Source organism: Saccharomonospora sp. NPDC046836, assembly GCF_040645195.1.
Classification (GTDB): Bacteria; Actinomycetota; Actinomycetes; order Mycobacteriales; family Pseudonocardiaceae; genus Prauserella_A.
This window is the reverse complement of record NZ_JBEYXW010000001.1, coordinates 565115-587274: the sequence shown is the minus strand read 5'-3', so window position 1 is coordinate 587274 and position 22160 is coordinate 565115. Positions and strand designations below refer to the sequence as shown.

22 protein-coding genes, 2 tRNA genes and 1 pseudogene are annotated in these 22160 nt (G+C 66.6%); 17 read left to right on the top strand and 8 right to left on the bottom strand.

Going from position 1 to position 22160, the window contains the following annotated elements; genetic code table 11:
• Window positions 1–24: 24 nt before the first annotated feature.
• On the top strand, window positions 25–975 hold the full coding sequence (locus tag ABZ863_RS02960; RefSeq protein WP_358530289.1) for a D-alanine--D-alanine ligase: 951 nt from the start codon (window positions 25–27) through the stop codon (window positions 973–975).
• Between the two features lie 61 nt (window positions 976–1036).
• Here the strand turns inward: ABZ863_RS02960 and ABZ863_RS02955 are convergent, their stop codons facing one another.
• The 8 genes from ABZ863_RS02955 to rpmH form a co-directional block, all read right to left on the bottom strand.
• Entirely contained in the window at window positions 1037–2023 is a 987-nt protein-coding gene (locus ABZ863_RS02955; RefSeq protein WP_358530286.1) for a ParB/RepB/Spo0J family partition protein, read from the bottom strand.
• Window positions 2020–2931 carry a ParA family protein gene (locus ABZ863_RS02950; protein WP_358530283.1) on the bottom strand — a complete coding sequence of 304 codons (912 nt, stop codon included), beginning with the start codon at window positions 2929–2931 and terminating at the stop codon, window positions 2020–2022. The genes ABZ863_RS02955 and ABZ863_RS02950 overlap by 4 nt, the downstream gene beginning before the upstream one ends.
• A gap of 100 nt (window positions 2932–3031) precedes the next feature.
• Window positions 3032–3730: a 16S rRNA (guanine(527)-N(7))-methyltransferase RsmG gene (gene rsmG / locus ABZ863_RS02945; RefSeq protein WP_358530281.1), complete on the bottom strand. Its 699-nt coding sequence runs from the start codon at window positions 3728–3730 to the stop codon at window positions 3032–3034.
• A 180-nt stretch (window positions 3731–3910) separates the two neighbouring features.
• A complete protein-coding gene (locus ABZ863_RS02940; protein ID WP_358530278.1) occupies window positions 3911–4462 on the bottom strand; it encodes a R3H domain-containing nucleic acid-binding protein in 552 nt (183 codons plus the stop codon).
• Between the two features lie 27 nt (window positions 4463–4489).
• Window positions 4490–5587 carry a membrane protein insertase YidC gene (gene yidC, locus ABZ863_RS02935; protein WP_358530277.1) on the bottom strand — a complete coding sequence of 366 codons (1098 nt, stop codon included), beginning with the start codon at window positions 5585–5587 and terminating at the stop codon, window positions 4490–4492.
• 4 nt (window positions 5588–5591) lie between these two features.
• Window positions 5592–5909, bottom strand: coding sequence for a membrane protein insertion efficiency factor YidD (gene yidD, locus ABZ863_RS02930; protein WP_358530518.1), 318 nt, complete (start codon window positions 5907–5909; stop codon window positions 5592–5594).
• 11 nt (window positions 5910–5920) lie between these two features.
• Window positions 5921–6289 carry a ribonuclease P protein component gene (gene rnpA / locus ABZ863_RS02925; protein ID WP_358530274.1) on the bottom strand — a complete coding sequence of 123 codons (369 nt, stop codon included), beginning with the start codon at window positions 6287–6289 and terminating at the stop codon, window positions 5921–5923.
• Window positions 6290–6313: 24 nt separating this feature from the next.
• Complete coding sequence (gene rpmH, locus ABZ863_RS02920) at window positions 6314–6457, bottom strand: 50S ribosomal protein L34 (RefSeq protein ID WP_358530271.1); 144 nt, start codon at window positions 6455–6457, stop codon at window positions 6314–6316.
• A 531-nt stretch (window positions 6458–6988) separates the two neighbouring features.
• Between rpmH and dnaA the strand changes: the two genes are divergently transcribed.
• The 16 genes and pseudogenes from dnaA to ABZ863_RS02840 form a co-directional block, all read left to right on the top strand.
• Window positions 6989–8623, top strand: coding sequence for a chromosomal replication initiator protein DnaA (gene dnaA / locus ABZ863_RS02915; protein WP_358530268.1), 1635 nt, complete (start codon window positions 6989–6991; stop codon window positions 8621–8623).
• 798 nt (window positions 8624–9421) lie between these two features.
• Window positions 9422–10555: a DNA polymerase III subunit beta gene (dnaN, locus tag ABZ863_RS02910; RefSeq protein WP_358530265.1), complete on the top strand. Its 1134-nt coding sequence runs from the start codon at window positions 9422–9424 to the stop codon at window positions 10553–10555.
• Window positions 10556–10585: 30 nt separating this feature from the next.
• Entirely contained in the window at window positions 10586–11476 is an 891-nt protein-coding gene (gene gnd / locus ABZ863_RS02905) for a phosphogluconate dehydrogenase (NAD(+)-dependent, decarboxylating) (protein ID WP_358530263.1), read from the top strand.
• Window positions 11477–11488: 12 nt separating this feature from the next.
• Window positions 11489–12643: a DNA replication/repair protein RecF gene (gene recF, locus ABZ863_RS02900; protein ID WP_358530260.1), complete on the top strand. Its 1155-nt coding sequence runs from the start codon at window positions 11489–11491 to the stop codon at window positions 12641–12643.
• A 223-nt stretch (window positions 12644–12866) separates the two neighbouring features.
• A complete protein-coding gene (locus tag ABZ863_RS02895; protein WP_358530516.1) occupies window positions 12867–13403 on the top strand; it encodes a DciA family protein in 537 nt (178 codons plus the stop codon).
• A gap of 233 nt (window positions 13404–13636) precedes the next feature.
• On the top strand, window positions 13637–15601 hold the full coding sequence (gene gyrB / locus ABZ863_RS02890) for a DNA topoisomerase (ATP-hydrolyzing) subunit B (RefSeq protein ID WP_358530258.1): 1965 nt from the start codon (window positions 13637–13639) through the stop codon (window positions 15599–15601).
• 46 nt (window positions 15602–15647) lie between these two features.
• On the top strand, window positions 15648–18200 hold the full coding sequence (gene gyrA, locus ABZ863_RS02885; protein WP_358530255.1) for a DNA gyrase subunit A: 2553 nt from the start codon (window positions 15648–15650) through the stop codon (window positions 18198–18200).
• 33 nt (window positions 18201–18233) lie between these two features.
• The gene (locus ABZ863_RS02880) at window positions 18234–18962 is read left to right on the top strand and encodes a DUF3566 domain-containing protein (RefSeq protein WP_358530254.1); all 729 of its coding nucleotides are present in this window, start codon (window positions 18234–18236) and stop codon (window positions 18960–18962) included.
• Between the two features lie 50 nt (window positions 18963–19012).
• Window positions 19013–19086 (top strand) — tRNA-Ile (locus ABZ863_RS02875).
• A 235-nt stretch (window positions 19087–19321) separates the two neighbouring features.
• Window positions 19322–19822, top strand: coding sequence for an alpha/beta hydrolase (locus tag ABZ863_RS02870; protein WP_358530252.1), 501 nt, complete (start codon window positions 19322–19324; stop codon window positions 19820–19822).
• A gap of 442 nt (window positions 19823–20264) precedes the next feature.
• Entirely contained in the window at window positions 20265–20507 is a 243-nt protein-coding gene (locus ABZ863_RS02865; RefSeq protein ID WP_358530250.1) for an amphi-Trp domain-containing protein, read from the top strand.
• Between the two features lie 110 nt (window positions 20508–20617).
• Window positions 20618–20809 (top strand): DLW-39 family protein, encoded by a 192-nt coding sequence (locus ABZ863_RS02860; protein WP_358530247.1) that lies wholly within the window; start codon window positions 20618–20620, stop codon window positions 20807–20809.
• Between the two features lie 27 nt (window positions 20810–20836).
• Window positions 20837–20909 (top strand) — tRNA-Ala (locus tag ABZ863_RS02855).
• A gap of 101 nt (window positions 20910–21010) precedes the next feature.
• Window positions 21011–21322 carry a nucleotidyltransferase domain-containing protein gene (locus ABZ863_RS02850; protein WP_358530244.1) on the top strand — a complete coding sequence of 104 codons (312 nt, stop codon included), beginning with the start codon at window positions 21011–21013 and terminating at the stop codon, window positions 21320–21322.
• Window positions 21309–21662, top strand: coding sequence for a HepT-like ribonuclease domain-containing protein (locus tag ABZ863_RS02845; protein ID WP_358530242.1), 354 nt, complete (start codon window positions 21309–21311; stop codon window positions 21660–21662). Before ABZ863_RS02850 ends, ABZ863_RS02845 begins: the two co-directional genes overlap by 14 nt.
• A gap of 87 nt (window positions 21663–21749) precedes the next feature.
• Window positions 21750–21945, top strand: a pseudogene (locus tag ABZ863_RS02840) (alpha/beta fold hydrolase); the annotation flags it as partial.
• Between the last annotated feature and the right edge of the window lie 215 nt (window positions 21946–22160).

Below are 22160 nucleotides of genomic sequence, written 5' to 3'. Positions count from 1 at the left end.
CCCTGCAACACTAGGAGTTTCCGGGTGGCCGATCGTACTGTCGCCGTGCTCGCCGGTGGTCTGTCCCACGAGAGGGACGTATCGTTGCGCTCCGGTCGGCGGCTGTCCGTCGCCTTGCGCGACCAGGGTCTGACCGTCGACGAATGGGACACCGACGCCAGCCTGCTCACCCGGCTACGGAACGAACGGCCTGATGCCGCCGTCGTCGCGCTGCACGGGGGAGAGGGCGAGAACGGTTCGGTACAGACCGTGCTGGAGATGCTGGGCATTCCGTTCGTCGGCACCAGTTCGCGTGGCTGCCGCAGGGCCTGGGACAAGCCGATCGCCAAGGCACTGGTCGCGGAAGCCGCCTTCACCACGCCGGACTGGGTAGTGCTGCCGCACAGCACGTTCCGGGAGCTGGGTGCCCAGGCAGTACTGGACGCGATGGTGGAACGGCTCGGGTTGCCGTTGATCCTCAAGCCCGACCAGGGTGGGTCCGCGCTCGGTACGCAGGTCGTTCGTGACGCCGCCGAGTTACCGACCGCGATGGTCGGGTGCTTCGCCTACGGCGACACGGTGCTCGCGGAGCGGTTCATCGACGGCATCGAGGTGGCCGTCACCGTTGTCGAGCGAGATGGCGGCCCGCAGGCGCTGCCCGCGGTCGAGATCGTCCCGGAAAGCGGCGTCTACGACTACACGGCTCGCTACACCGCCGGCCTCACCGACTTCTTCTCGCCGGCTCGGCTCACTCCCGACATCGAGAAGGCGGTCGGCAAACTGGCTGTCGGCGCCCACCGGCTGCTGGGGTTGCGCGACATCTCGCGAACCGACGCCGTCGTGGCCAAGGACGGCACCGTCCACTTCCTCGAGGTGAACCTCTCTCCGGGGCTGACCGAGACATCCACGGTGCCGATGGCGATGGAAGCCGCCGGCACGTCACTCGGAGCCGTGTTCGCCGATCTGGTGTCCCGAGCGATCCAGCGCGGCAGCTGAATCACCCGTTCGGGAATTCATCACCGTGACGAAATGGCCTGGTGTGATGGGTCATCCGTTTTCATGCCTGATTTGACCGATTTGGGTCCATGATCGACACAATACGCTCCAGGTCGTCGATCGATCCGAACTCGACCACGATCCGGCCCTTGCGTCGGCCGAGGTCCACCTTGACGCGGGTGTCGAACGTGTCGGAGAGCCGCTCGGCAAGGTCCTGCAACCCCGGCGCCTGAATGGGCTTGCGCGCCGGCGGCTTCTCCTTCTTCTTGACCGCTCCCTTGGCGAGGGTCACGGCCTCCTCGGTCGCTCGCACCGACAGACCTTCGGCAACGATCCGAGCGGCCAGCTCCTCCTGACTGTCGGGATCTTCGAGCGAGAGCAGCGCCCGAGCATGCCCTGCCGACAGCACACCGGCGGCGACCCGCCGCTGGACGGGGAGGGGCAGTCGGAGCAACCGGATCGTGTTGGTGATCGCGGGCCTGCTGCGCCCGATCCGTGAGGCGAGCTCATCGTGCGTCACCTCGAACTCTTCGAGCAGCTGTTGGTAGGCCGCCGCTTCCTCCAGCGGGTTCAGCTGAACGCGGTGGATGTTCTCCAGCAGCGCGTCACGCAGCATCGCCTCGTCGGCGGTCTGCCGGACGATCGCCGGAATCCGCTCCAGCCCAGCCTGCTGGGAGGCACGCAGTCGCCGCTCACCCATGACGAGTTCGTACGCGTCACCGGGCAACTGCCGGACAACGATGGGCTGCATCAGCCCGAACTCGCGGATGGAGTGCTCCAGCTCAGCCAACGCCTCCTCGTCGAAGACCTGGCGTGGCTGCTTCGGGTTGGCCTGGATGGCGTTGACCGGGACCTCGCGATACACGGCCCCGGCTACCTCGCCGCTGTAGCTCTTCACCGCGCCGTTGGCAGCGAACCAGCCCTTGTCACCGTCTTCGGTCGGCGAAGGCGTGCGCACCTCAGCCGCCGCCGGGCCGTCCGAGCTGGGCGGGCCAGTCGGAATCAGCGCTGCCAGGCCGCGGCCAAGTCCACCTCTGCGCTCGCTCATCGCCGCCCCCTCGTCGCTCCACGCTCGGCCACTTCTCGTGCGGCATCCAAGTAACTCATCGCCCCCCGGGAACCGGGGTCGTAGGCCAGAACCGTCTGCCCGTATCCCGGCGCTTCGGAGACCTTCACACTGCGCGGGATGACGGTCTTCAGAACCACGTCGCCGAAGTGTTTGCGCACCTCCTGCGTCACCTGGTCGGCCAGCTTGGTGCGGCCGTCGTACATGGTGAGCAGGATCGTCGACACCGACAGTGCCGGATTCAGATGCTGCTGGACCAGCTCGATGTTGCTGAGCAGCTGCCCCAGCCCTTCAAGGGCGTAGTACTCGCATTGGATAGGAATGAGCACCTCGTGCGCGGCCACCATCGCATTCACCGTGAGCAAACCGAGCGAGGGCGGGCAGTCGATGAAGACGTAGTCGACGCCGAGCTGGTCAAGTGCTTCCGCGGAGAGGGCTTCCTTGAGCCGTGACTCCCGCGAGGCCATCGAGACGAGTTCGATCTCGGCACCTGCGAGATCGATGGTGGCGGGCACGCACAAGAGATTGGGGGACTGCTCGCTCACCTGCGTTGCCTCGATCAGCGACACCTCACCAATGAGGAGCTCATAGACCGATGGTGTTCCTGACCGGTGATCGACGTCGAGCGCGGTACCCGCGTTGCCCTGGGGATCCAGGTCGACGACGAGCGTCTTGACACCGTGGAGCGCGAGCCCGGCAGCGAGGTTGACCGTGCTCGTGGTCTTGCCGACGCCGCCCTTCTGGTTGGCGACCGTCAGCACGCGGCGATGCGTGGGACGGGGCATCGAGTTGGCGTCGGGGTGCAGCACCCGGGCTGCCCGCTCGGCCTCCTCGGCGATCGGGGTCCAGCCGATTCCGCTTCCCGTGCTGGTCTCCTGCGACCGGGTCACCGCGCGCCACCCCTTTCGACTGTCACGTGGTCACCGGTACACCGTTTCACGTGGAACATTCGCCGCTCCGTACTGATCGTCATTCGCTCGGCCAATCCTTTCACCTCGACCGCGTCCCCGGACGCCGCCGGCCGGGTGCCGGTTTGCGTGTCCCCACGCGTTCGATCACTACCACGGTCGTCGGGGTTTCCAGCACCCCGACACCGCATTCAGCAAGCCGCGGCTCGCCGCCACCCGCTGCCCGCACGTCGTCGCGGTCCCGTTCGATCTCCTCCGCCGCGCTCGCACCTTTGAGCGCCACGAGCGTCCCAGATCGACGCACAAGCGGAAGGCACCACGTGGCGAGACGGCCCAGGGGAGCAACGGCCCTAGCCGTCACCACGTCGGCGACGCCCAGCCGCTCCCGTACTGCTTTCTCTTCAGCACGTCCCCGTACGACCTTGGTGGGCAACCCGAGTTCGGCCACCACCTCCGACAGCCACTCGACGCGACGCGCCATCGGCTCGAGAAGCACGATATCGAGATCCGGGCGACTGATCGCGAGCGGCACTCCGGGAAGCCCCGCGCCCGAGCCCACATCCACGACACGTGCGCTGGCCGGGATGCGCTCACCGATCACCGCCGAGTTCAGGATGTGCCGATCCCATAGACGGTCGACCTCTCGCGGGCCGATCAGCCCGCGTTCGACGCCGTGCTGAGCCAGTAGCTCCACGAACCGTTCAGCTTGCTCGACTCGGTCACCGAATACGGCGACCGCAGCGTCTCGCGCGATGGTGGACTCCGATCCATCCAGGCCCACTGATTCAACTCCTCATAGGTCGCCGTTTCACGTGAAACTCGGCTGCCGTCGATTGTCCCCGATAGCTCTCCGTGAACCCGCGCGGCAGATCAAAATCACTGCCTGCGTTTCACGTGAAACGCAGGCAGTAAAAAAGCGGCCCACCAACCATGGGTGGGCCGCTTCGTGTTGAGCTTGTCGCTACGCGGGCAGTACCACCACGCGTCGCTTCGGCTCCTCGCCCTCGCTCTCGCTCGTGACGCCGTCGACCGTCGCGACCGCGTCGTGGACGACCTTGCGCTCGAACGGGCTCATTGGCTGAAGCCGGATCCGTTCACCAGTCGATGCGACTGACTCCGCGGTAGTCCGACCCAACTCGCGCAACTCCTCGCGCCGGCCCGCACGCCACCCGGCGATGTCCAGCATCAGCCGGCTCCGGCCACCGGTCTCCTGCTGCACGGCCAGCCGGGTCAGCTCCTGCAGCGACTCGAGGACAGTGCCTCGTGGGCCGACGAGCTTGTCCAGGTCTTCGCCACCGTCAATGCTCACAATCGCGCGGCCGGCCTCGACGTCGAGATCGATGTCTCCATCAAAGTCAAGGATGTCGAGCAAGCGCTCCAGATAGTCGCCAGCGATGTCACCTTCCTGCACCAGCAGGTCGTCATCATTCTCCGCTGTCTCGCCGGCGTCGTCCGTGGGCGCGGGAACCGGCTTGTCCTCTTCGGTGCCGATCACCTCGGCTGTCTCCGACATGTCTTTCTCCTCTCCAGCCCCGTGGCGTCAGCGTCGCTTGCGTCCCTGCGTCTTCTTGCTCTGGGTGGCGGGTCGCTGTTGGTTCCCGCCGTTCTTCGCCCAGGCGCCACCGCGGGCGCTGCTGCCACCCTTCGGGGACTTGCCGTTCTTGGCGGCCCCGCCATCCTTCGCTTCGGTAGGGGAGGCCGAACTGGTGTCGCTCTTGCCCTGCGCGCTCGCAGGCTTCTTCTCCTGTGGCTTCGGCTTCTGACCGACCTGGGGCTTTTGCCCGACCTGAGGTTTCTGGCCCGGCTTCGGGGCCAAGCTGTTCCGCTTCTCCTTGGCCTCGGCCTTCTTCGCCTCTTCTTCCTGGTCAATCCTGGTGTACACGAAACGCTGCTGGCCCAGCGTCCACATGTTGTTCGCGAGCCAGTAGATCAACAGACCGATCGGGAAGAACGCACCGAAGATCAGCACACCCGCCGGGAAGATCCACAGGGTCAGCCGGTTCATCATCGCGGTCTGCGCCGTCGCCGACTCCGGGTTCTGCCTCGCCACCGAGTGCCGGGCCGTGAAGTGTGTGGCGACACTGGCGACGATCATCAGCGGGATCGCGACCGGTGCGACGTACCAGTGCCAGCCGGGCTCCGCCGCCGCGGCGCCGCCACCGAGCGCCGACACGTGGTTGATGGCGTCACCGAGGTTGACGCCGAAGATCTTCGCGTCGACGTAGGACCGCACGCCCTCGGCGTCGAAGAAGTAGTTGCTCTCCCTGCCCGGCGCGAACATTCGCAGCACGTGGTTGAGGCCGATGAACACCGGGATCTGAAGCAGCATCGGAAGGCAGCTGCCGAGCGGATTGACCCCGTGCTCGCGTTGGAGCTTCTGCATCTCCGCCGCTTGCCGCTGCCGGTCGTTCGCGTACTTCTTCTGGAGCTTCTTGATCTCCGGCGCGAAGTCCTGCATCTTCTTCATCGACCGGACCTGGTTCACGAACGGCTTGAACATGATGCCGCGGACCGTGAAGGTCAGGAAGATGATGCCCAGGATCCAGGCGATGGCATTGTCTGGGCCGAAGATGAACCCGAAGACCTGGTGCCAACACCACAAGATGAACGACACAGGGTAGTAGATAAAATCGAGCACTGAGCTACTCCTCGGTAGACATACCAGGGCTTTGGTGCCGGAAGCTGAACTTCTCCGGCACGGGGTCTCGTCCCGGCGGGGTCCATGGGCCGCACCGCAGCAACCGGCGTATCGCGAGGTAGGAACCGCGTGCGGCGCCGTGCCGCATCAGCGCCTCGGCCGCGTACGTGCTGCAGCTCGGGTAGAACCGGCACATCGGGGGAAGAAACGGGGAAATGGCCTTCCGGTAGAACCGAATCGGCAGCAGAAGGACCCAGGCCACCGGCGTCGGCCGCGTGCGGGTCGCGGGCTCCTGGGGTTCGGCCGCCTCAGTGCCGGCCACATGCTCTGTACTCACACCGCTGGTCCATTGTCGTGGCGAAGGGACGGCGCGAGACTCAACCGCCGCAGCGCCGCGTCGAGATCCGCGCCGAGCTCCGCACTGGTCGCGGTGGCCGCGGCGGGTAAGGCTCGAATTACCAACGCGCTACCGGGCGGCAGGGTTCCGAGACGTGCGGCGACCAGGTGCCGCAGGCGCCTGCTCACGCGGTGCCGCACCACGGAATTGCCGACGGCCTTACTCACGACCAACCCTGCCTTAGTGTGCTCGCCGCATCGGGCGAGCGCGTGCAGCACAAGGCGGCGACGCCCCACTCGGGCGCCGCCGCGCATGACGGCACGAAACTCCTCACTCCGCCGCAAGCGAGCGTTGGCCGGAAGCACGCCAAGCCTCGCAGCTCGGCGGAATCAGGCGGAAAGCCGCTGACGGCCCTTGCGCCGGCGAGCCGCCATAATGGCACGGCCTGCCCGAGTACGCATGCGCAGCCGGAACCCGTGGGTCCGCGAGCGTCGGCGGTTGTTCGGCTGGAAGGTGCGCTTGCCCTTGCTCACAGCTGTTGTTCTCCTGGTCTCAACGTCGCTTCGTCGTGTCCTCGGCCGACACAGGTGCGCGCCCTCGCCTTCGCCTTGGGAAGGTGGGCAAGCAAAACAGGCCCGCTGTCAGCGGCAGACCCTGCAAGGTTACGCACCCGGTCCGGTGACACCGAAACCGGCCCCTCGAGTAGCGCGTGCCCGCACCCGTGACTATTGATCAACAGTACGCAGGATCGCTGAATGGCCACGCGCCGTACATCATGGAATGCTTGACCTGAAGGATGTCTTGTGGCAAGTAGCCGGGCTTGTTAGCGTGCCCCTTCTCAACATGACCAACGAGGGGTGCGATCACGCCGCCGGAGGGTTGGGAGACTTCGGCAGGCGTACTTTGATCCTGCGGCGCCGCGTACCCGCGGGTCGCCGTACATTGATACACAGTTGTGGACAACTTTGTGGATACCTGCTGCGCGGGTGGCCACGCCGACCTGCTATGCAGCGCCGCCGGATGTTCAGGCAGGCCGAGGGTCGAGGGGAGGGGAGCGGAGCAGGGTGTCTGAGCACCAGCTGAACCTGGCTGTCGTCTGGGAACAGGTCGTCAGAGAACTTTCGGACGGCACACTGTCCCCCCAACAGCGAGCGTGGATGCGGGTCACCCGGCCGATCGGTCTACTCGATGGCACCGCGCTGCTCGCCGCGCCGAGCGACTTCGCCAAGGAGGCGATCGAGCGCGCGCTCCGCGAACCGATCACCGCGGCCCTGTCCCGTCGGCTCGGCCGCGCCGTCTCACTCGCCGTGAAGGTCGACGCCGCCGACAGTGCTCCCACCCCGGCCACACCTCCCCGATACGTCAGCTCACCCGCGCGGAGAGATGTCGGTAACAGTCCCCGGCCGGACGGACCGCCGCTGCCGCACTCCGACGACACGATCACCATGCCCACCGCCGTACGACACAGCCGCGCCGAGAGTGTCGACCGTGTCGTGCCACCGCCCCCGCGCCAGAAGCCGCTCGCGGACCAGTTCGACGACGGCGACGAAGAGGTCGACGAAGAAGGCGAGGCGCTCGCCGCCGTGCACGAGATCTGGCCCACCTTCTCCGGCCAACCGCTCGCCGGGCAGCCCTACACCGCGCCCGCGCAGCCGCAGACCTCCAAGACCCGGCTCAACGAGAAGTACACCTTCGACACCTTTGTCATCGGCGCGTCCAACCGGTTCGCCCACGCCGCGGCCGTCGCGGTCGCCGAAGCGCCGTCGCGGGCGTACAACCCGCTGTTCATCTGGGGCGAGTCCGGTCTGGGGAAGACGCACCTGCTGCATGCCGTCGGTCATTACGCCCAGCGGCTGTTCCCCGGCATGCGCGTGCGCTACGTCTCGACCGAAGAGTTCACGAACGACTTCATCAACTCGCTGCGCGATGACCGCAAGGTCGCGTTCCAGCGGCGCTATCGCGACATCGACATCCTGCTTGTCGACGACATCCAGTTCCTGGAGGGCAAGGAAGGAACTCAGGAGGAGTTCTTCCACACCTTCAACACGTTGCACAACGCCAACAAGCAGATCGTCGTGTCCTCCGACCGTCCGCCGAAACGGCTGGAGACGCTGGAGGACCGGCTGCGCACTCGCTTCGAGTGGGGCCTGATCACCGACATCCAGCCACCCGAGCTGGAAACCCGCATCGCCATCCTCCGCAAGAAGGCGGCACAGGATCGGCTCGCGGTTCCCGGCGACGTGCTCGAGTTCATCGCGGCGCGCATCGAGGCCAACATCCGCGAACTCGAGGGTGCGCTGATCCGGGTCACCGCTTTCGCTTCGCTCAACCAGCAGCCGGTGGACGTCGGCCTGGCCGAGATCGTGCTGCGAGATCTGATCCCCGACTCACAGGCGCCGGAGATCAGCGCGTCGACGATCATGGGTGTCACAGCGGAGTTCTTCGATGTGACGCTGGAAGATCTGTGCGGTCCCGGTAAGACGAAGGCGCTGGCGACAGCGCGGCAGATCGCGATGTACCTCTGCCGTGAGCTCACCGACATGTCGTTGCCGCGCATCGGCCAGACCTTCGGTGGTCGTGACCACACCACCGTCATGCACGCGGACAAGAAGATTCGCAAGGAAATGGCCGAGCGGCGCCGCATCTACGACCAGGTGCAGGAACTCACCTCGCGAATCAAGCAGCGCGCGCGTCAGTAGCGCTCGCTCGTAACAGGTCCCACACACCGTCCGATTCGGTCAGTGACCGCCGTAGCGGTCACCACTCTTTCCTGCTGTACAGCGGGTTCCGCGCGCCCTCTTACAGAGTGTCCAGTTCGGTCAGACGCCGGGCACACCTCGTTGCCACGGCGACATTGTGCTGCCCGCGCTCTCCCGCAACACCGGCGTGAGCGCGCTTCTTCGTGTGCGCACGAGGCCGGAAAACCGTTCTGAGACCTGGGTTTCTTCACTCACGAGGGCGATCCGGGTCACGTTTCGGACGTGCATTGCCCGTGCACTGCCTGGGTACAGCTCCACCCACAGCTGGGGACAAAGCTGTGGAAAGGTGGGGACAACTGTGGAGTAGTTGAGGACGGCCAAAACTCTCCACCGATGGCACCGAGTTCTCCACCGAGCTACCACCACACCTGTCCACACCACGGCGCGCCGTCGGACCTGCGCTGACGACGGCTGTCCACACAACCCACAGCCCTTACTACTACGACTGAACAAACTCTTCTCGAAGAAGAACAGAACAAAAACAAGCGAGCTGCGAAGTTGGGGACAAGTCGCTCGGACCCACGCCAGGGTCGAGATGACGGCACCACCGCCGACGCTCTAACGTGGAAAGCCACACCCGGTCCGCTCGGTGGCCGGTGTCGTCAGCGTGCGACGCACCGCAACCGAACGAACCCACACAGCCATGACCTCGCCTCGCCCCTGCCCATTGGGGGCGTTGCCGGGGTGGTTTGTCGTCTTTCGAGCCGAACCGGCTCGGCCGTCGAAAGGATGGGCGCCATGAAAATCCGCGTCGAGCGTGATGGGCTCGCTGACGCCGTCGCCTGGGTCGCACGAAGCCTTCCCGCCAGGCCGCCGGTTCCCGTACTGGGCGGTGTGCTGCTCGACGCCGGTGCCGATGGCGGCTCCGACGCGCTGACCGTGTCTGGTTTCGACTACGAAGTCTCGGCCACCGTCGGCGTCCCGGCCACCATCGCCGACGGGGGACGCACGCTCGTCTCCGGCAGGTTGCTGGCCGACATCACCAAGGCGCTGCCTGCCCAGCCGGTCGAGATCTCCGTCGACGGTGCGCGCGCGTCGATCACCTGCGGTAACGCTCGCTTCAGCCTGCCGACGATGCCGGTCGAGGACTATCCGCAGCTACCGGCACAGCCGAGTCTCGCCGGTGAGGTGACCGGCGAAGCGTTCGCGCAAGCCGTCGCGCAGGTCGCGGTGGCTGCGGGCAAGGACGACACGCTGCCGATGCTCACCGGCATGCGGCTGGAGATATCCGGCAGCACGCTCACCCTCGTCGCCACCGACCGGTTCCGCCTCGCGATGCGCGAGTTCAGCTGGTCGCCTGCCGAGGGCCTCGCCGACGCCGCGGTGCTGGTGCCCGCTCGCACACTCGCCGATGCCGCCAAGTCGCTCGGCGCGGGCGGCTCGACCGTGCAGATCGGTCTCGCCAGTGGCGACGGGCTACTGGGGCTGGCGGGTTCCGGCCGTTACACGACGACCCGCCTGCTCGACGCGGAGTTCCCGCCGTACCGGCAGCTGCTTCCGGCGCAGCACACCTCGCGCGCCGTGCTGCACGTCTCGGCGCTGACCGAGGCAATCAAGCGTGTGTCGCTGGTCGCCGAGCGGGGCACCCAGGTACGGCTGGAGTTCTCCGAAGGCACGCTGCGCCTGTCCGCCGGTGGCGATGACGAGGGCAGCGCCGAGGAAGAACTGCCGGTCGACTACGAGGGCGAGCCGGTGACCATCGCGTTCAACCCGGGCTACCTCGTGGACGGGCTGGGTGCACTGCACGTCGAGCGGGCGGAACTGACGTTCACCACACCGAACCGTCCGGCGTTGATCAAGCCGGCCGACGAGAACGGTGAGGTCGTCGCCGGTTACCTGTACCTGCTGATGCCCGTGCGGCTTCCCGGCTGAGTACGACACGCGAGACAAGGGGACATTCCGATGGTTCAGCTTGGACTTGTCGGCCTCGGCAAGATGGGTTTCAACATGCGCGAGCGGCTGCGGGCCGCCGGGCACGAGGTCGTCGGCTACGACCGCAACTCCGCGGTCACCGACTGCGGATCGCTTGCGGAGCTGGCGTCGGCGCTGGCGGCCCCGCGCATCGTCTGGGTCATGGTGCCTGCGGGCGAGCCGACCCGGCAGACAGTCGCCGAGCTCGGTGACCTGCTCAGCGAGGGCGACCTGCTGATCGACGGCGGCAACTCGCGGTTCACCGACGACAAGAAGAACGCCGATCTGCTTGCGACGAAGGGGATCGGTTACCTCGACGCCGGCGTCTCCGGCGGCGTGTGGGGCAAGGACAACGGCTACGGCCTGATGGTCGGCGGCGACGCGGCGCTCGTCGAACGTGCGATGCCGATCTTCGACGCGTTGCGCCCGGAAGGGCCGCGCGAGGAGGGCTTCTCGCACGCGGGCTCGGCCGGGGCCGGCCACTACGCGAAGATGATCCACAACGGTATCGAGTACGGCTTGATGCAGGCCTATGCCGAAGGCTTCGAGCTGCTCGAGGCGGCGAAGATCGTCGACGACGTCCCCGCTGTGATCAAGGGGTGGCAGCGCGGCACCGTGGTGCGGTCGTGGCTGCTCGATCTACTGGTGCGCGCGCTCGACGAGGACCCGGAGCTCGACGATCTCGAGGGCTATGTCGAGGATTCCGGCGAGGGCCGGTGGACTCTGGAGGAGGCGATCAACCACGCGGTGCCTGCGCCGGTGATCTCGGCGGCGTTGTTCGCGCGGTTCGCCTCACGCCAGGAGGACTCCGCGGCCATGCGTGCGGTCGCGGCGCTGCGCAACCAGTTCGGCGGGCACGCCGTCAAGAAGGTCGGCGAATAGGTACGGCGCGACGTGTACCTCCGTCACCTACAGGTGACCGACTTCCGCTCGTGGGAGCACGTCGACCTGCCCCTGGAACCCGGCCCGACCGTCCTGGTCGGGCAGAACGGTCGCGGCAAGACGAACCTCGTCGAGGCGATCGGTTACGTGGCAACGCTGGGTTCGCATCGTGTCGCGACCGACGCACCACTCGTCCGGCACGGGTGCGAGCGCGCGCTGGTGCGGGTCGCCGTTGTCAACGAGGGCCGCGAGCTGACCATCGAGCTGGAGATCGCTCCCGGCCGTGCCAACCGCGCGCGGGTCAACCGTGGCGCCGTCGGCAGGCCGCGGGATGTCCTCGGGATCCTGCGTACGGTGCTGTTCGCGCCGGAGGATCTCGCGCTCGTGCGGGGTGACCCCGGCGAGCGCCGCCGGTTCCTCGACGAGCTGCTGGTGCAGCGCGCACCGCGTTACGCCGGTGTGCGCAGTGACTACGAGAAGGTGCTCAAGCAGCGCAACGCCCTGCTGAAGACTGCTGGCAAGCGACGCGGCGAGGATCCGTACGCGCTGTCCACCTTGGAGGTATGGGACAACCACCTGGCCACGGCTGGTGCGCAGCTGCTTGCCGCGAGGCTGAACCTGGTCGCCGATCTAGGACCGCTGACCTCGGCGGCGTATGCGGGGGTGGCGCCGGAGTCGCGGCCGGTGGCCAAGATCGGGTACCGCTCGAGCCTCGGTGCCGCGCTGCCCGCGGACTACGGCGTGCCCGACGGCGAGCGGGCGGATCCGGAGAAGCTCGCCGGCATCCTGCTGGAAGCGCTCGGCGCGTCACGCGCGGCCGAGCTGGAACGTGGGGTAAGCCTGGTCGGACCCCACAGGGACGAACTGGACCTCGTGCTCGGCGATGCGCCGGCCAAGGGGTACGCGAGTCACGGCGAGTCGTGGTCGTTCGCGCTGGCGCTGCGGCTCGGGTCCTATGAGCTGTTGCGCGGCGAGACGGGTGGTGAGCCGGTGCTGTTGCTGGACGACGTTTTCGCCGAGCTCGATCGTCGGCGCAGGGCGCGTCTGGCGGAGGTCGCGGCGAGTGCCGGGCAGGTGATCGTCACGGCGGCTGTGGAAGAAGACGTCCCCACCGAACTGGACGGGGTGCGGTTCGCGGTTTCGGAGGGTGAGGTGACACGTGCCTGATCAACGCGGTGCGGACCCGGCACAGCGACGCGGCGTGACCGGGGCCACAGGGTTTACCCACCGATCTGGGGATAAGTCTGTGGATAGTGTGGATAACACGGCGAATTTGCTATCGCCGCGTGTGACTGTGAGGCCGAACGAGTCAGCCGATAGCCCTGAGGTGGGCGCTCCCACGAGTGATTCCCCCCAAGCTGCCACCGAGCGTAACAGCGGCCTTGGGCCGATTGAGGCCGGGGGGCAGGACCGTCCACAAGGCCGGGACCTCGCCCACGCCACCCTGCGGGCAGCCAGGGAACGTGCGGCCACGCGCGGGCACGAGCCTGGGGTCCGCAAACCCGGTAAGCCTCCGCTGCCCCGTGGGCAGAACCCGCGTCGCCGTCGCTGGTCGGGTCCGGGAATGGACGAGCGGGACCCGCAGCCGCTCGGCCGGCTCGCCTCCCGGATGGCGACGCAGCTGGGCTGGAGTGGCCGGCTCGCCAACGGTCAGGTGTTCGGCCAGTGGACGCGGCTGGTCGGCGAGGAGGTGGCCGAGCACGCGCAGCCGGTCGCGCTCAAGGATGGTGAGCTGACCGTCCGGGCCAGCTCCACCGCCTGGGCGACGCAGCTGCGGTTGCTGCAACGTCAACTGCTGGCGAAGATTGCAGCGGGGGTGGGAAACGGTGTCGTTACCCGGATGCGGATTCAGGGCCCGGCGGCGCCGAGCTGGCGGAAAGGTCCGCGCCATGTATCCGGCCGGGGGCCACGCGACACTTACGGCTAGGCGCTCGACGCTCCGATACGGCGCGACATGCCGGTTGACCACGACGCCACCCGTGCGACCTCGAGTTCGGCGCTCTGTGACGAAATCAGGGGTGTCCTTGGTGCATGTGAGCACAGTTGGCCAAGTAAACTTGCAAGCGTAAGCCGGATTGATACCGGGCGAGTGTCAACTGGTGTGCCCGACAACAGGCACGCCTCGCGTGTGCGTTGGGTGAGACGAGGAGAAACCAGCCGGTGGCAGAGAACAAGAGTGAATACAGCGCGTCCTCCATTACCGTGCTCGAGGGCCTCGAAGCCGTTCGTAAGCGCCCCGGCATGTACATCGGGTCCACCGGCGAACGGGGTTTGCACCATCTGATCCAGGAAGTCGTCGACAACTCCGTCGACGAGGCCATGGCGGGTTACGCCACCCGGGTCGACGTCACCCTGCTTGCCGATGGTGGCGTGCGTGTCATCGACGACGGTCGCGGCATCCCGGTCGACATTCACCCGAAGGAGCAGCGACCAACCGTCGAGGTCGTGCTCACCGTGCTGCATGCGGGCGGCAAGTTCGACAGCGAGTCCTACGCGGTCTCCGGTGGCCTGCATGGTGTCGGTGTCTCCGTGGTCAACGCGTTGTCCACGGCACTCGACGTCGAGATCCACCGCGACGGCAAGATCTGGGCGCAGCATTACGACAGGTCGGAACCGGGCGAGCTGATCGAGAAGGGCGCCACCGACCGCACCGGCACGAGCGTCACGTTCTGGGCCGATCCGGACATCTTCGAGACCACGTACTACAGCGCCGAGACCGTCGCCCGCCGCCTGCAGGAGATGGCCTTCCTCAACAAGGGCCTCACGATCGTCCTGCGCGACGAGCGGGTCAACGAGGAGAACGGCGAGGACGCCACCGGCGAGCGCGCGCAGATCAAGGAGCGCACCTACCACTACCCGGGTGGGCTCGAGGACTTCGTCAAGTACATCAACGGCAGCAAGGACCCGATCCACCCCTCGGTGATCTCGTTCGACGCGAAGGGCGACGGCCTCGAGGTCGAGGTCGCGATGCAGTGGAACAACGGCTTCACACCATCGGTGTACACCTTCGCCAACACGATCAACACCCACGAGGGCGGCACCCACGAGGAGGGTTTCCGCGCCGCGCTGACCCGGGTGGTCAACGCCTACGCCCGGGACAAGAAGCTGCTGAAGGAGAAGGACGCCAACCTCACCGGCGACGATGTCCGGGAGGGGCTCGCCGCGATCGTCTCGATCAAGCTTGCCGAGCCGCAGTTCGAAGGGCAGACGAAGACCAAGCTCGGCAACAGCGAGGCGAAGTCGTTCGTGCAGACGACGTGCAACGAGTGGCTGGCCGACTGGTTCGAGCGCAACCCGTCCGAAGCGAAGGTCGTCATCAACAAGGCGGTGTCCAGCGCGCAGGCGCGGATGGCCGCCCGCCGGGCCCGCGACCTGGTGCGCCGCAAGGGCGCGATGGACATCGGCGGCCTGCCGGGCAAGCTCAAGGACTGCCGGTCGACCAACCCGGAGGAGTGCGAGCTCTACATCGTCGAGGGTGACTCGGCGGGTGGCTCTGCCAAGGAGGGCCGGGACTCGCGGTTCCAGGCCATCCTGCCGATTCGCGGCAAGATCATCAATGTGGAGAAGGCCCGGATCGACCGGGTGCTCAAGAACAACGAGGTGCAGTCGCTGATCACGGCGCTGGGCACCGGTATCCACGACGACTTCGACATCTCCAAGCTCCGTTACCACAAGATCGTGCTGATGGCGGACGCCGATGTGGATGGTCAGCACATCCGCACCCTCCTGCTGACGCTGCTGTTCCGGTTCATGCGACCGCTGGTGGAGCAGGGTTACGTCTACATCGCACAGCCTCCGCTCTACAAGATCAAGTGGCCGCGGTCGGAGCCGGAGTACGCCTATTCCGACAAGGAGCGGGACGGCCTGCTGGAGGCCGGCGCCGCGGCGGGCAGGAAGCTGCCGAAGGAAGACGGCATCCAGCGGTACAAGGGTCTCGGCGAGATGAACGCCGCGGAGCTGTGGGAGACCACGATGGACCCGGCCAACCGCGTGCTGCTGCAGGTCACGCTCGACGACGCCGCCACCGCCGATGAGCTGTTCTCCGTGTTGATGGGCGAGGACGTGGAGGCACGCCGCTCGTTCATCACCCGTAACGCCAAGGACGTTCGCTTCCTGGACGTGTAACCCCGAACTCATCGTCCACACAGGACTGTCCAACCGAGAAGGACCCATGACGGAAACCTTGCCGCCTGCGAACGACCGCGTCGAGCCGGTCGACATCCAGCAGGAAATGCAGCGCTCCTACATCGACTACGCGATGAGCGTGATCGTGTCCCGAGCGCTGCCGGACGTGCGTGACGGGCTCAAGCCGGTGCACCGCCGCGTGCTCTACTCGATGTACGACTCCAACTTCCGGCCTGACCGCGGCTACAACAAGTGCTCCCGCGTCGTCGGCGACGTGATGGGCAACTACCACCCGCACGGTGACTCCGCGATCTACGACGCACTCGTCCGGCTCGCGCAGCCGTGGGCGATGCGGTATCCGCTGATCGACGGCCAGGGCAACTTCGGCTCGCCGGGCAACGACCCGGCGGCCGCCATGCGGTACACCGAGTCGCGCCTCGACCCGCTGGCAATGGAGATGCTGCGGGACATCGAGTCGGACACCGTCGACTTCTCCGACAACTACGACGGCCGTACACAGGAACCGGACGTCCTGCCGAGCCGCATCCCGAATCTGCTGGTCAACGGCGGGTCGGGGATCGCGGTCGGCATGGCGACCAACATCCCGCCGCACAACCTGCGCGAGGTCGCCGACGGCGTTGTCTGGGCGTTGGAGCACCCCGACGCCGCCGATGAAGAGCTGCTCGCCGCGCTCATGCAGCGGATCAAGGGGCCGGACTTCCCGACCAAGGGCCTGATCCTCGGCACGCAGGGCATCGCCGATGCCTACCGCACCGGTCGGGGATCGGTGCGCATGCGTGCTGTCGTGGAGGCCGAGGAGGATGCGAAGGGCCGCACGATCCTGGTCGTCACGGAGCTGCCGTACCAGGTGAACCCGGACAACCTGGTGGAGAGCATCGCCGCGCTCGTACGTGACGGCAAACTCACCGGGATCTCCGACATCGCCGACGAGTCCAACAGCCGCAGCGGTATGCGGATCGTGATCACGCTGAAGCGGGACGCGGTCGCGAAGGTCGTGCTGAACAACCTCTACAAGCACACCCAGCTGCAGTACAACTTCGGCGTCAACATGCTGGCCCTTGTCGACGGCGTGCCGCGCACGCTGCGGCTCGACCAGCTGGTGCGGCACTACGTCAAGCACCAGATCGAGGTCATCATCCGGCGCACTCGCTTCCTGTTGCGCAAGGCGGAGGAGCGGGCCCACATCCTGCGCGGCCTGGTGAAGGCCCTCGACGCCCTCGACGAGGTCATCGCGCTGATCCGGCGGTCGCCGACGGTCGACGTGGCCCGCACCGGCCTGATCGAGCTGCTGGACATCGACGAGATCCAGGCGACCGCGATCCTGGACATGCAGCTGCGCAGGCTCGCCGCGCTCGAGCGGCAGAAGATCATCGACGAGCTGGCCAAGATCGACCTCGAGATCGCGGATCTGAAGGACATCCTGGACAAACCGGAACGACAGCGCACGATCGTGCGCGACGAGCTGGTCGAGATCGTCGACAAGCACGGCGACGACCGGCGTACCCAGATCATCCCGTTCGACGGCGAGGTGTCGGTCGAGGACCTCATCGCCGTCGAGGACGTGGTCGTGACGATTACCCGCACGGGTTACGCCAAGCGGACGAAAACCGATCTGTACCGCTCGCAGAGGCGTGGCGGCAAGGGCGTCCAGGGCGCGACGCTGAAGCAGGACGACATCGTCGCGCACTTCTTCGTGTGCTCGACGCACGACTGGATCCTCTTCTTCACGAACAAGGGCCGGGTCTACCGGGCGAAGGCCTATGACCTGCCCGAGGCCAGCCGCAACGCGCGGGGTCAGCACGTGGCGAACCTGCTCGCCTTCCAGCCGGACGAGCACATCGCCAGCGTGATCGAGATCCCGAACTACGAGGTCGCGCCCTACCTGGTGCTCGCCACACAGAAGGGCCTGGTCAAGAAGTCACGACTGAGCGACTTCGACTCGGCACGTGCCGGCGGGCTGATCGGCATCAACCTCCGTGAAGGCGACGAGCTGGTCGGTGCGGTGCTGGCCGCGGCAGAGGACGACCTGCTGCTGGTGTCGGCCGAAGGCCAGTCCATCCGGTTCCACGCCACCGACGAGACGCTGCGGCCGATGGGCCGGGCGACCTCCGGTGTGCTGGGCATGCGGTTCAACGACGGTGACGAGCTGCTGAGCATCAGCGTCGTGAAGGAGGACTTCTTCCTGCTCGTGGCCACCGATGGTGGATATGCGAAGCGGACGCCGATCGAGGACTATCCAGTACAGGGTCGTGGCGGCAAAGGCGTGCTCACCATCCAGCACGACCGGAAACGTGGCAGGCTGGTAGGAGCACTCATCGTCGACGCCGACGATGAGCTGTACGCCATCACCTCGAGTGGCGGGGTCATCCGGACCCCCGCCGTTCAGGTACGCAAGGCGGGACGGCAGACGAAGGGGGTCCGCTTGATCAACCTCGACGAGGGCACCACCCTGCTCGCGGTTGCACGCAACGCGGACCAGCCCTCGGACGTCCCCAATGGGGAGGACGGCGACGAAACGCCCGAAACTGTGGGGACTGCCGAGGCATCCGAAACCAACGGAACAACGTTAGAGCAGTAGTAGGCGCGGATCTGGACAAGGGACTGACCGTTTGTGACACCACCTGACAACACCGAACGGCGGGGCGGCGCGACCGACACCAACGCGGGCGAGGTCGCCCCACCGTGGCAGCGTGTGGCCAAGGACACCGGTAGCGGCGGCATGGGTCAGGACGGTGACGGGTTCGGCGACCGGTGGTCGGCAGGCCGGCTGCCAGCCGAGGACACCGCGTACCAGCCGCAGGCTCCCTACCCGGCCAACGGCGCCGCCGACACCCAGGTCGCCGGGAACCCCGCGAACCAGCTGTTCGGGCAGCCGACCGAGCCCGCCCAGGCCCGGTCGGGCCGCGAGCAGCCCCAGGCCGTCGGCAAGGGCCGGTCGGCCCCGGTCAGCGCCTTTCGCAGGCCTGGCCGCGGGCCGCGCCGTGCCAGCCTGCAGGTCAAGCGCTTCGACCCGTGGTCGGTACTGAAGCTCTCGCTCGTGCTGGGTGTCGCACTGTTCTTCATCTGGCTCGTGGCCGTGGGCGTGCTCTACACGGTGCTCGACGGCATGGGCGTGTGGGACAAGGTCAACGGCACCTATACCTCGCTGGTGCAGGGTGACACCGCCGAGAGCGCGGGGGAGCCGCTCATCAGCGCGGGCCGGGTGTTCGGTGTCGCCGCGATCGTCGGTGCCATCAACATCGTGCTGATTTCGGCACTGGCCACGGTGAGCGCGTTCATCTACAACGTCTCCGCGGACCTCGCCGGTGGTCTGGAGGTGACCCTCTCGGAACGGGAGTGACCCGGTGCAGGCCGACGCCGCGGCGTCCTGTACTGTTTCTTTCGTTCTCAGGGCCCATAGCTCAGGCGGTTAGAGCGCTTCGCTGATAACGAAGAGGTCGGAGGTTCAAGTCCTCCTGGGCCCACAGTCACCCCGGTTGCGCTGACAGGCAAGACAGCGCAGCCGGGGTTTTGTGTTAGGTGAGTGTTGGGCCGATTTGTGGCCAAGATTGTGGCCAATTTGCTCGTTGTCGAGACGTTTCTGCCCTCTTCCGTGCCTTCGAAGGGGTGGTCAGCGTCCCTTGTCGTGAGCTGACGTCGTCGTCGGTGGTAGGTGTGTCGTGTTGCAGTTCTCGCTTATCGACCGCCTAGCCTCCTCTTGTGCGTCTTCTGTTCTTCCACGGCGCGGGCGGTTTCGACGACGACCGGGCTATCGCCGACGATCTCGGTCGGGCGCTCGGTTCACCGATCAATGTGCCGCGCCTTCCAGACGAGGACATGTCCCTCGAGGCATGGGCAACTCCGATCCGGCGGAGCCTCGGAGAGCTCAGAGCCGACGATGCCGTCGTCGCGCACTCGTTCGGCGCGTCGGTCCTCCTGCACGTGCTTGCCGAGGGTGTGCCTGCACCGTCGAAAGTGGTGCTGCTGGCGATGCCGAACTGGGGGCCGAACGGCTGGGACGTCGAGGATTACGCGTTCGGAGGAACTGAACCACTCTTGCCCTTCTCGTTGCACCACTGCCGTGACGACGAGGTGGTGCCGTTCGTCCATCTCGCGCTGAACGCCGCCGAGTTGCCTTCTGCCCGCGTGCGCGAGCACGCATCTGGCGGCCATCAGTTCGACGGCTTGGCCGACACGATCTCCGCGGACCTGGTTGGCTGAGTTAGCGTTCTGCCACTAGCTAGAGGTTGGTGCCCCAAAGTTCCAGTCGTCCTCTGCGACGTACTTGGGTGGGAGAAACTGGGAGTCAACGGGTAGGGCTCCCGGGATGCGGCCTTTGTGCGACTAAGTGAGCGACTACGCCGCTTGTGGCTGTTGGGTGGGTTGGTGCCGGCTGCCGTCCATGGCGCGCTGTATGCACGGCGGCGTAGGCGCCGTCTCCAGCTGGCTTCTGAGCATGGCTCGTCTTCCTCGGGTTAGGCGACGCGATGCGGCCGGTCGGCCCCGGCCTGCAGGCCGGAGGTGATGGTCTTGAGGGCCGAGGTTCAGATCCTCCTGGGTCCATAGCCATCTGGTCGCCGATGTCGGGACCTCGTCCTCTGCTCGGCAGTTCGTCGCGTGCAGACAATTGATACGGCATGCATTCGAACTGGGAGCGCCGATCATGTCCGACACCACGAAGCTGAAGACCAAGCAGACAGTCACCCGCGGTGAGGCGGCGGAGTACCTGATGGCCCTGGCTCGGGCCTTGGCATCGACAGAGGGCGGGGAGATCGAACTCGCCGGACAGCGGGTCACCGTGCAGGCCGCCGACCCGGTCCAAGCGGAAATCGAGATCGAGACCGGCGGACCCAAGTCGGAAATCGAGATCGAGCTGTCCTGGGCCACTGCCGGTCCCTCGCATTAGCCCGATGTCGTGGCAGCCCGTGTGCCGAACCGGCGTAAACCCGATCTCCGGCGGTGCAGTAGCATCGCTGTCGCAGGGTCAGCAGGGTTGTTGTCGAGGAGGGCCTTCACATGAAGAAGCTGTTGGCGCTCGCGGTCATCGCGGGTGGCGTATTCTTCGTGATCAAGCGCAACAAGGACGCCAAGGCGGAGGCCGACCTGTGGCGCGAGGCCACGGCGCCGACCGACGGTCCGCTGAACGGTGTGTCGTCGAACGGTAGCGCGCCGGCCAAGGCCGGTTCCGACTCCGCCAGCAAGAACTGAACTTTCGCGGGCGCACCGCCCGCGTCAGGGGCTGTAGCTCAATTGGTAGAGCGCCGCTTTTGCAAGGCGGAGGTCAGGGGTTCGATTCCCCTCAGCTCCACATAGTTTGACCTGGTGTTTTAGGCCTCGGCTAGCCGTCGCACCTTGTGTGCTGGGGATCGCAATCGGCAGCACCGCTGGTTGTGGTGACATCATGTTGTCATGCGGATCCGATCTGACTTAACCGTTGACGATGAGGCGCTCGCCGCGTTCTGCCGTCGGCACGGCATCCGCCGGCTGGCGCTGTTCGGATCGGTGCTCGGCGACAAGTTCACAGCTGACAGTGATGTCGACGTCCTTGTCGAGTTCACGCCTGGGAAAACCCCGGGCCTGCTCAGGCTCGCCGAGATGGAACTCGAGCTTGGTGAGTTGATCGGGGGGCGCGAGGTCGAGCTGCGTACCTACGAAGACCTGAGCCACCTGTTCCGTGACCGGGTACGAGCGTCGGCGGTGCCGCTGTATGCCGCCGCTTGACGATGAGGTGCGCATAACCCATCTCATCGAGGCAGCGGAGAAGGCGGTGGCGTTCGCTGCCGAGCGCGACCGTGCCGCCTTGGATCAGGACGAGCTGTTCCGCCTGGCGCTGACCAAGCTTGTCGAGATCGTCGGCGAGGCCGCCAAGCAGGTCAGCAATGCGAGGAAGCAGGCACACCCGGACGTGCCGTGGCGGGCGGCCGCCCGGATGCGTGATCGACTGACCCACCACTACTTCGACATCAACCTCGACATCCTCTGGTCGACCGTGACGGTTGACCTGCCGGAACTACTCAAAGTCGTGCCGCGGCCGAACTCCCTTACCGACGGTTCCTCCTGATGTCGCGGCTTGGGCATGGTGGCTGAATGGGAATCATCATGGGAGCGAAAGGCAGCCGCACACAGCCATGGTGTGCACCACAGGCAAGGGCGGACCGCGCTGCCGGGGACCGACCGCGAGCCCAGCCTCGCCGCAGCCGCCCCTGACCTGCTCGACAAGCTCGAACTCGAGCAGGTCGTGCTCGGCGGCTGCTCGATGGGCGGTGTCCATGGCCGTGCTGCGCGCCGCGCCCGAGCGCGTCGCCGGGCTGGTCCTCATCGACACCAAATCCACCGCCGACACCCGAGCCTCCTCTACGGCGAGACCGAGGAGCAGCGCTGGGACCACTGCGCGCAGCCGACCCGGTGCGGCTGCCCTCGATCGCCGCGGTCTGACCCAGGTCCGGGGAGCGTCGCACGGGCTGGCCGGCTAAGGGGTGCGCTCAGTGGGTGAGCGGTTGGCCGCACCGTATGCGGTGGGCGTAGAGGAATGCGATACGGGCTCGGTCCCCGCCGGTGG

Coding starts and splice junctions, on each gene's coding strand:
- ABZ863_RS02860 (WP_358530247.1), top strand. CDS start 20,618: ATGAAGAAGCTGTTGGCGCTCGCGGTCATCGCGGGTGGCGTATTCTTC.
- ABZ863_RS02865 (WP_358530250.1), top strand. CDS start 20,265: ATGTCCGACACCACGAAGCTGAAGACCAAGCAGACAGTCACCCGCGGT.
- gnd (WP_358530263.1), top strand. CDS start 10,586: ATGGTTCAGCTTGGACTTGTCGGCCTCGGCAAGATGGGTTTCAACATG.
- ABZ863_RS02850 (WP_358530244.1), top strand. CDS start 21,011: ATGCGGATCCGATCTGACTTAACCGTTGACGATGAGGCGCTCGCCGCG.
- ABZ863_RS02940 (WP_358530278.1), bottom strand. CDS start 4,462: ATGTCGGAGACAGCCGAGGTGATCGGCACCGAAGAGGACAAGCCGGTT.
- gyrA (WP_358530255.1), top strand. CDS start 15,648: ATGACGGAAACCTTGCCGCCTGCGAACGACCGCGTCGAGCCGGTCGAC.
- dnaN (WP_358530265.1), top strand. CDS start 9,422: ATGAAAATCCGCGTCGAGCGTGATGGGCTCGCTGACGCCGTCGCCTGG.
- ABZ863_RS02955 (WP_358530286.1), bottom strand. CDS start 2,023: ATGAGCGAGCGCAGAGGTGGACTTGGCCGCGGCCTGGCAGCGCTGATT.
- ABZ863_RS02845 (WP_358530242.1), top strand. CDS start 21,309: ATGCCGCCGCTTGACGATGAGGTGCGCATAACCCATCTCATCGAGGCA.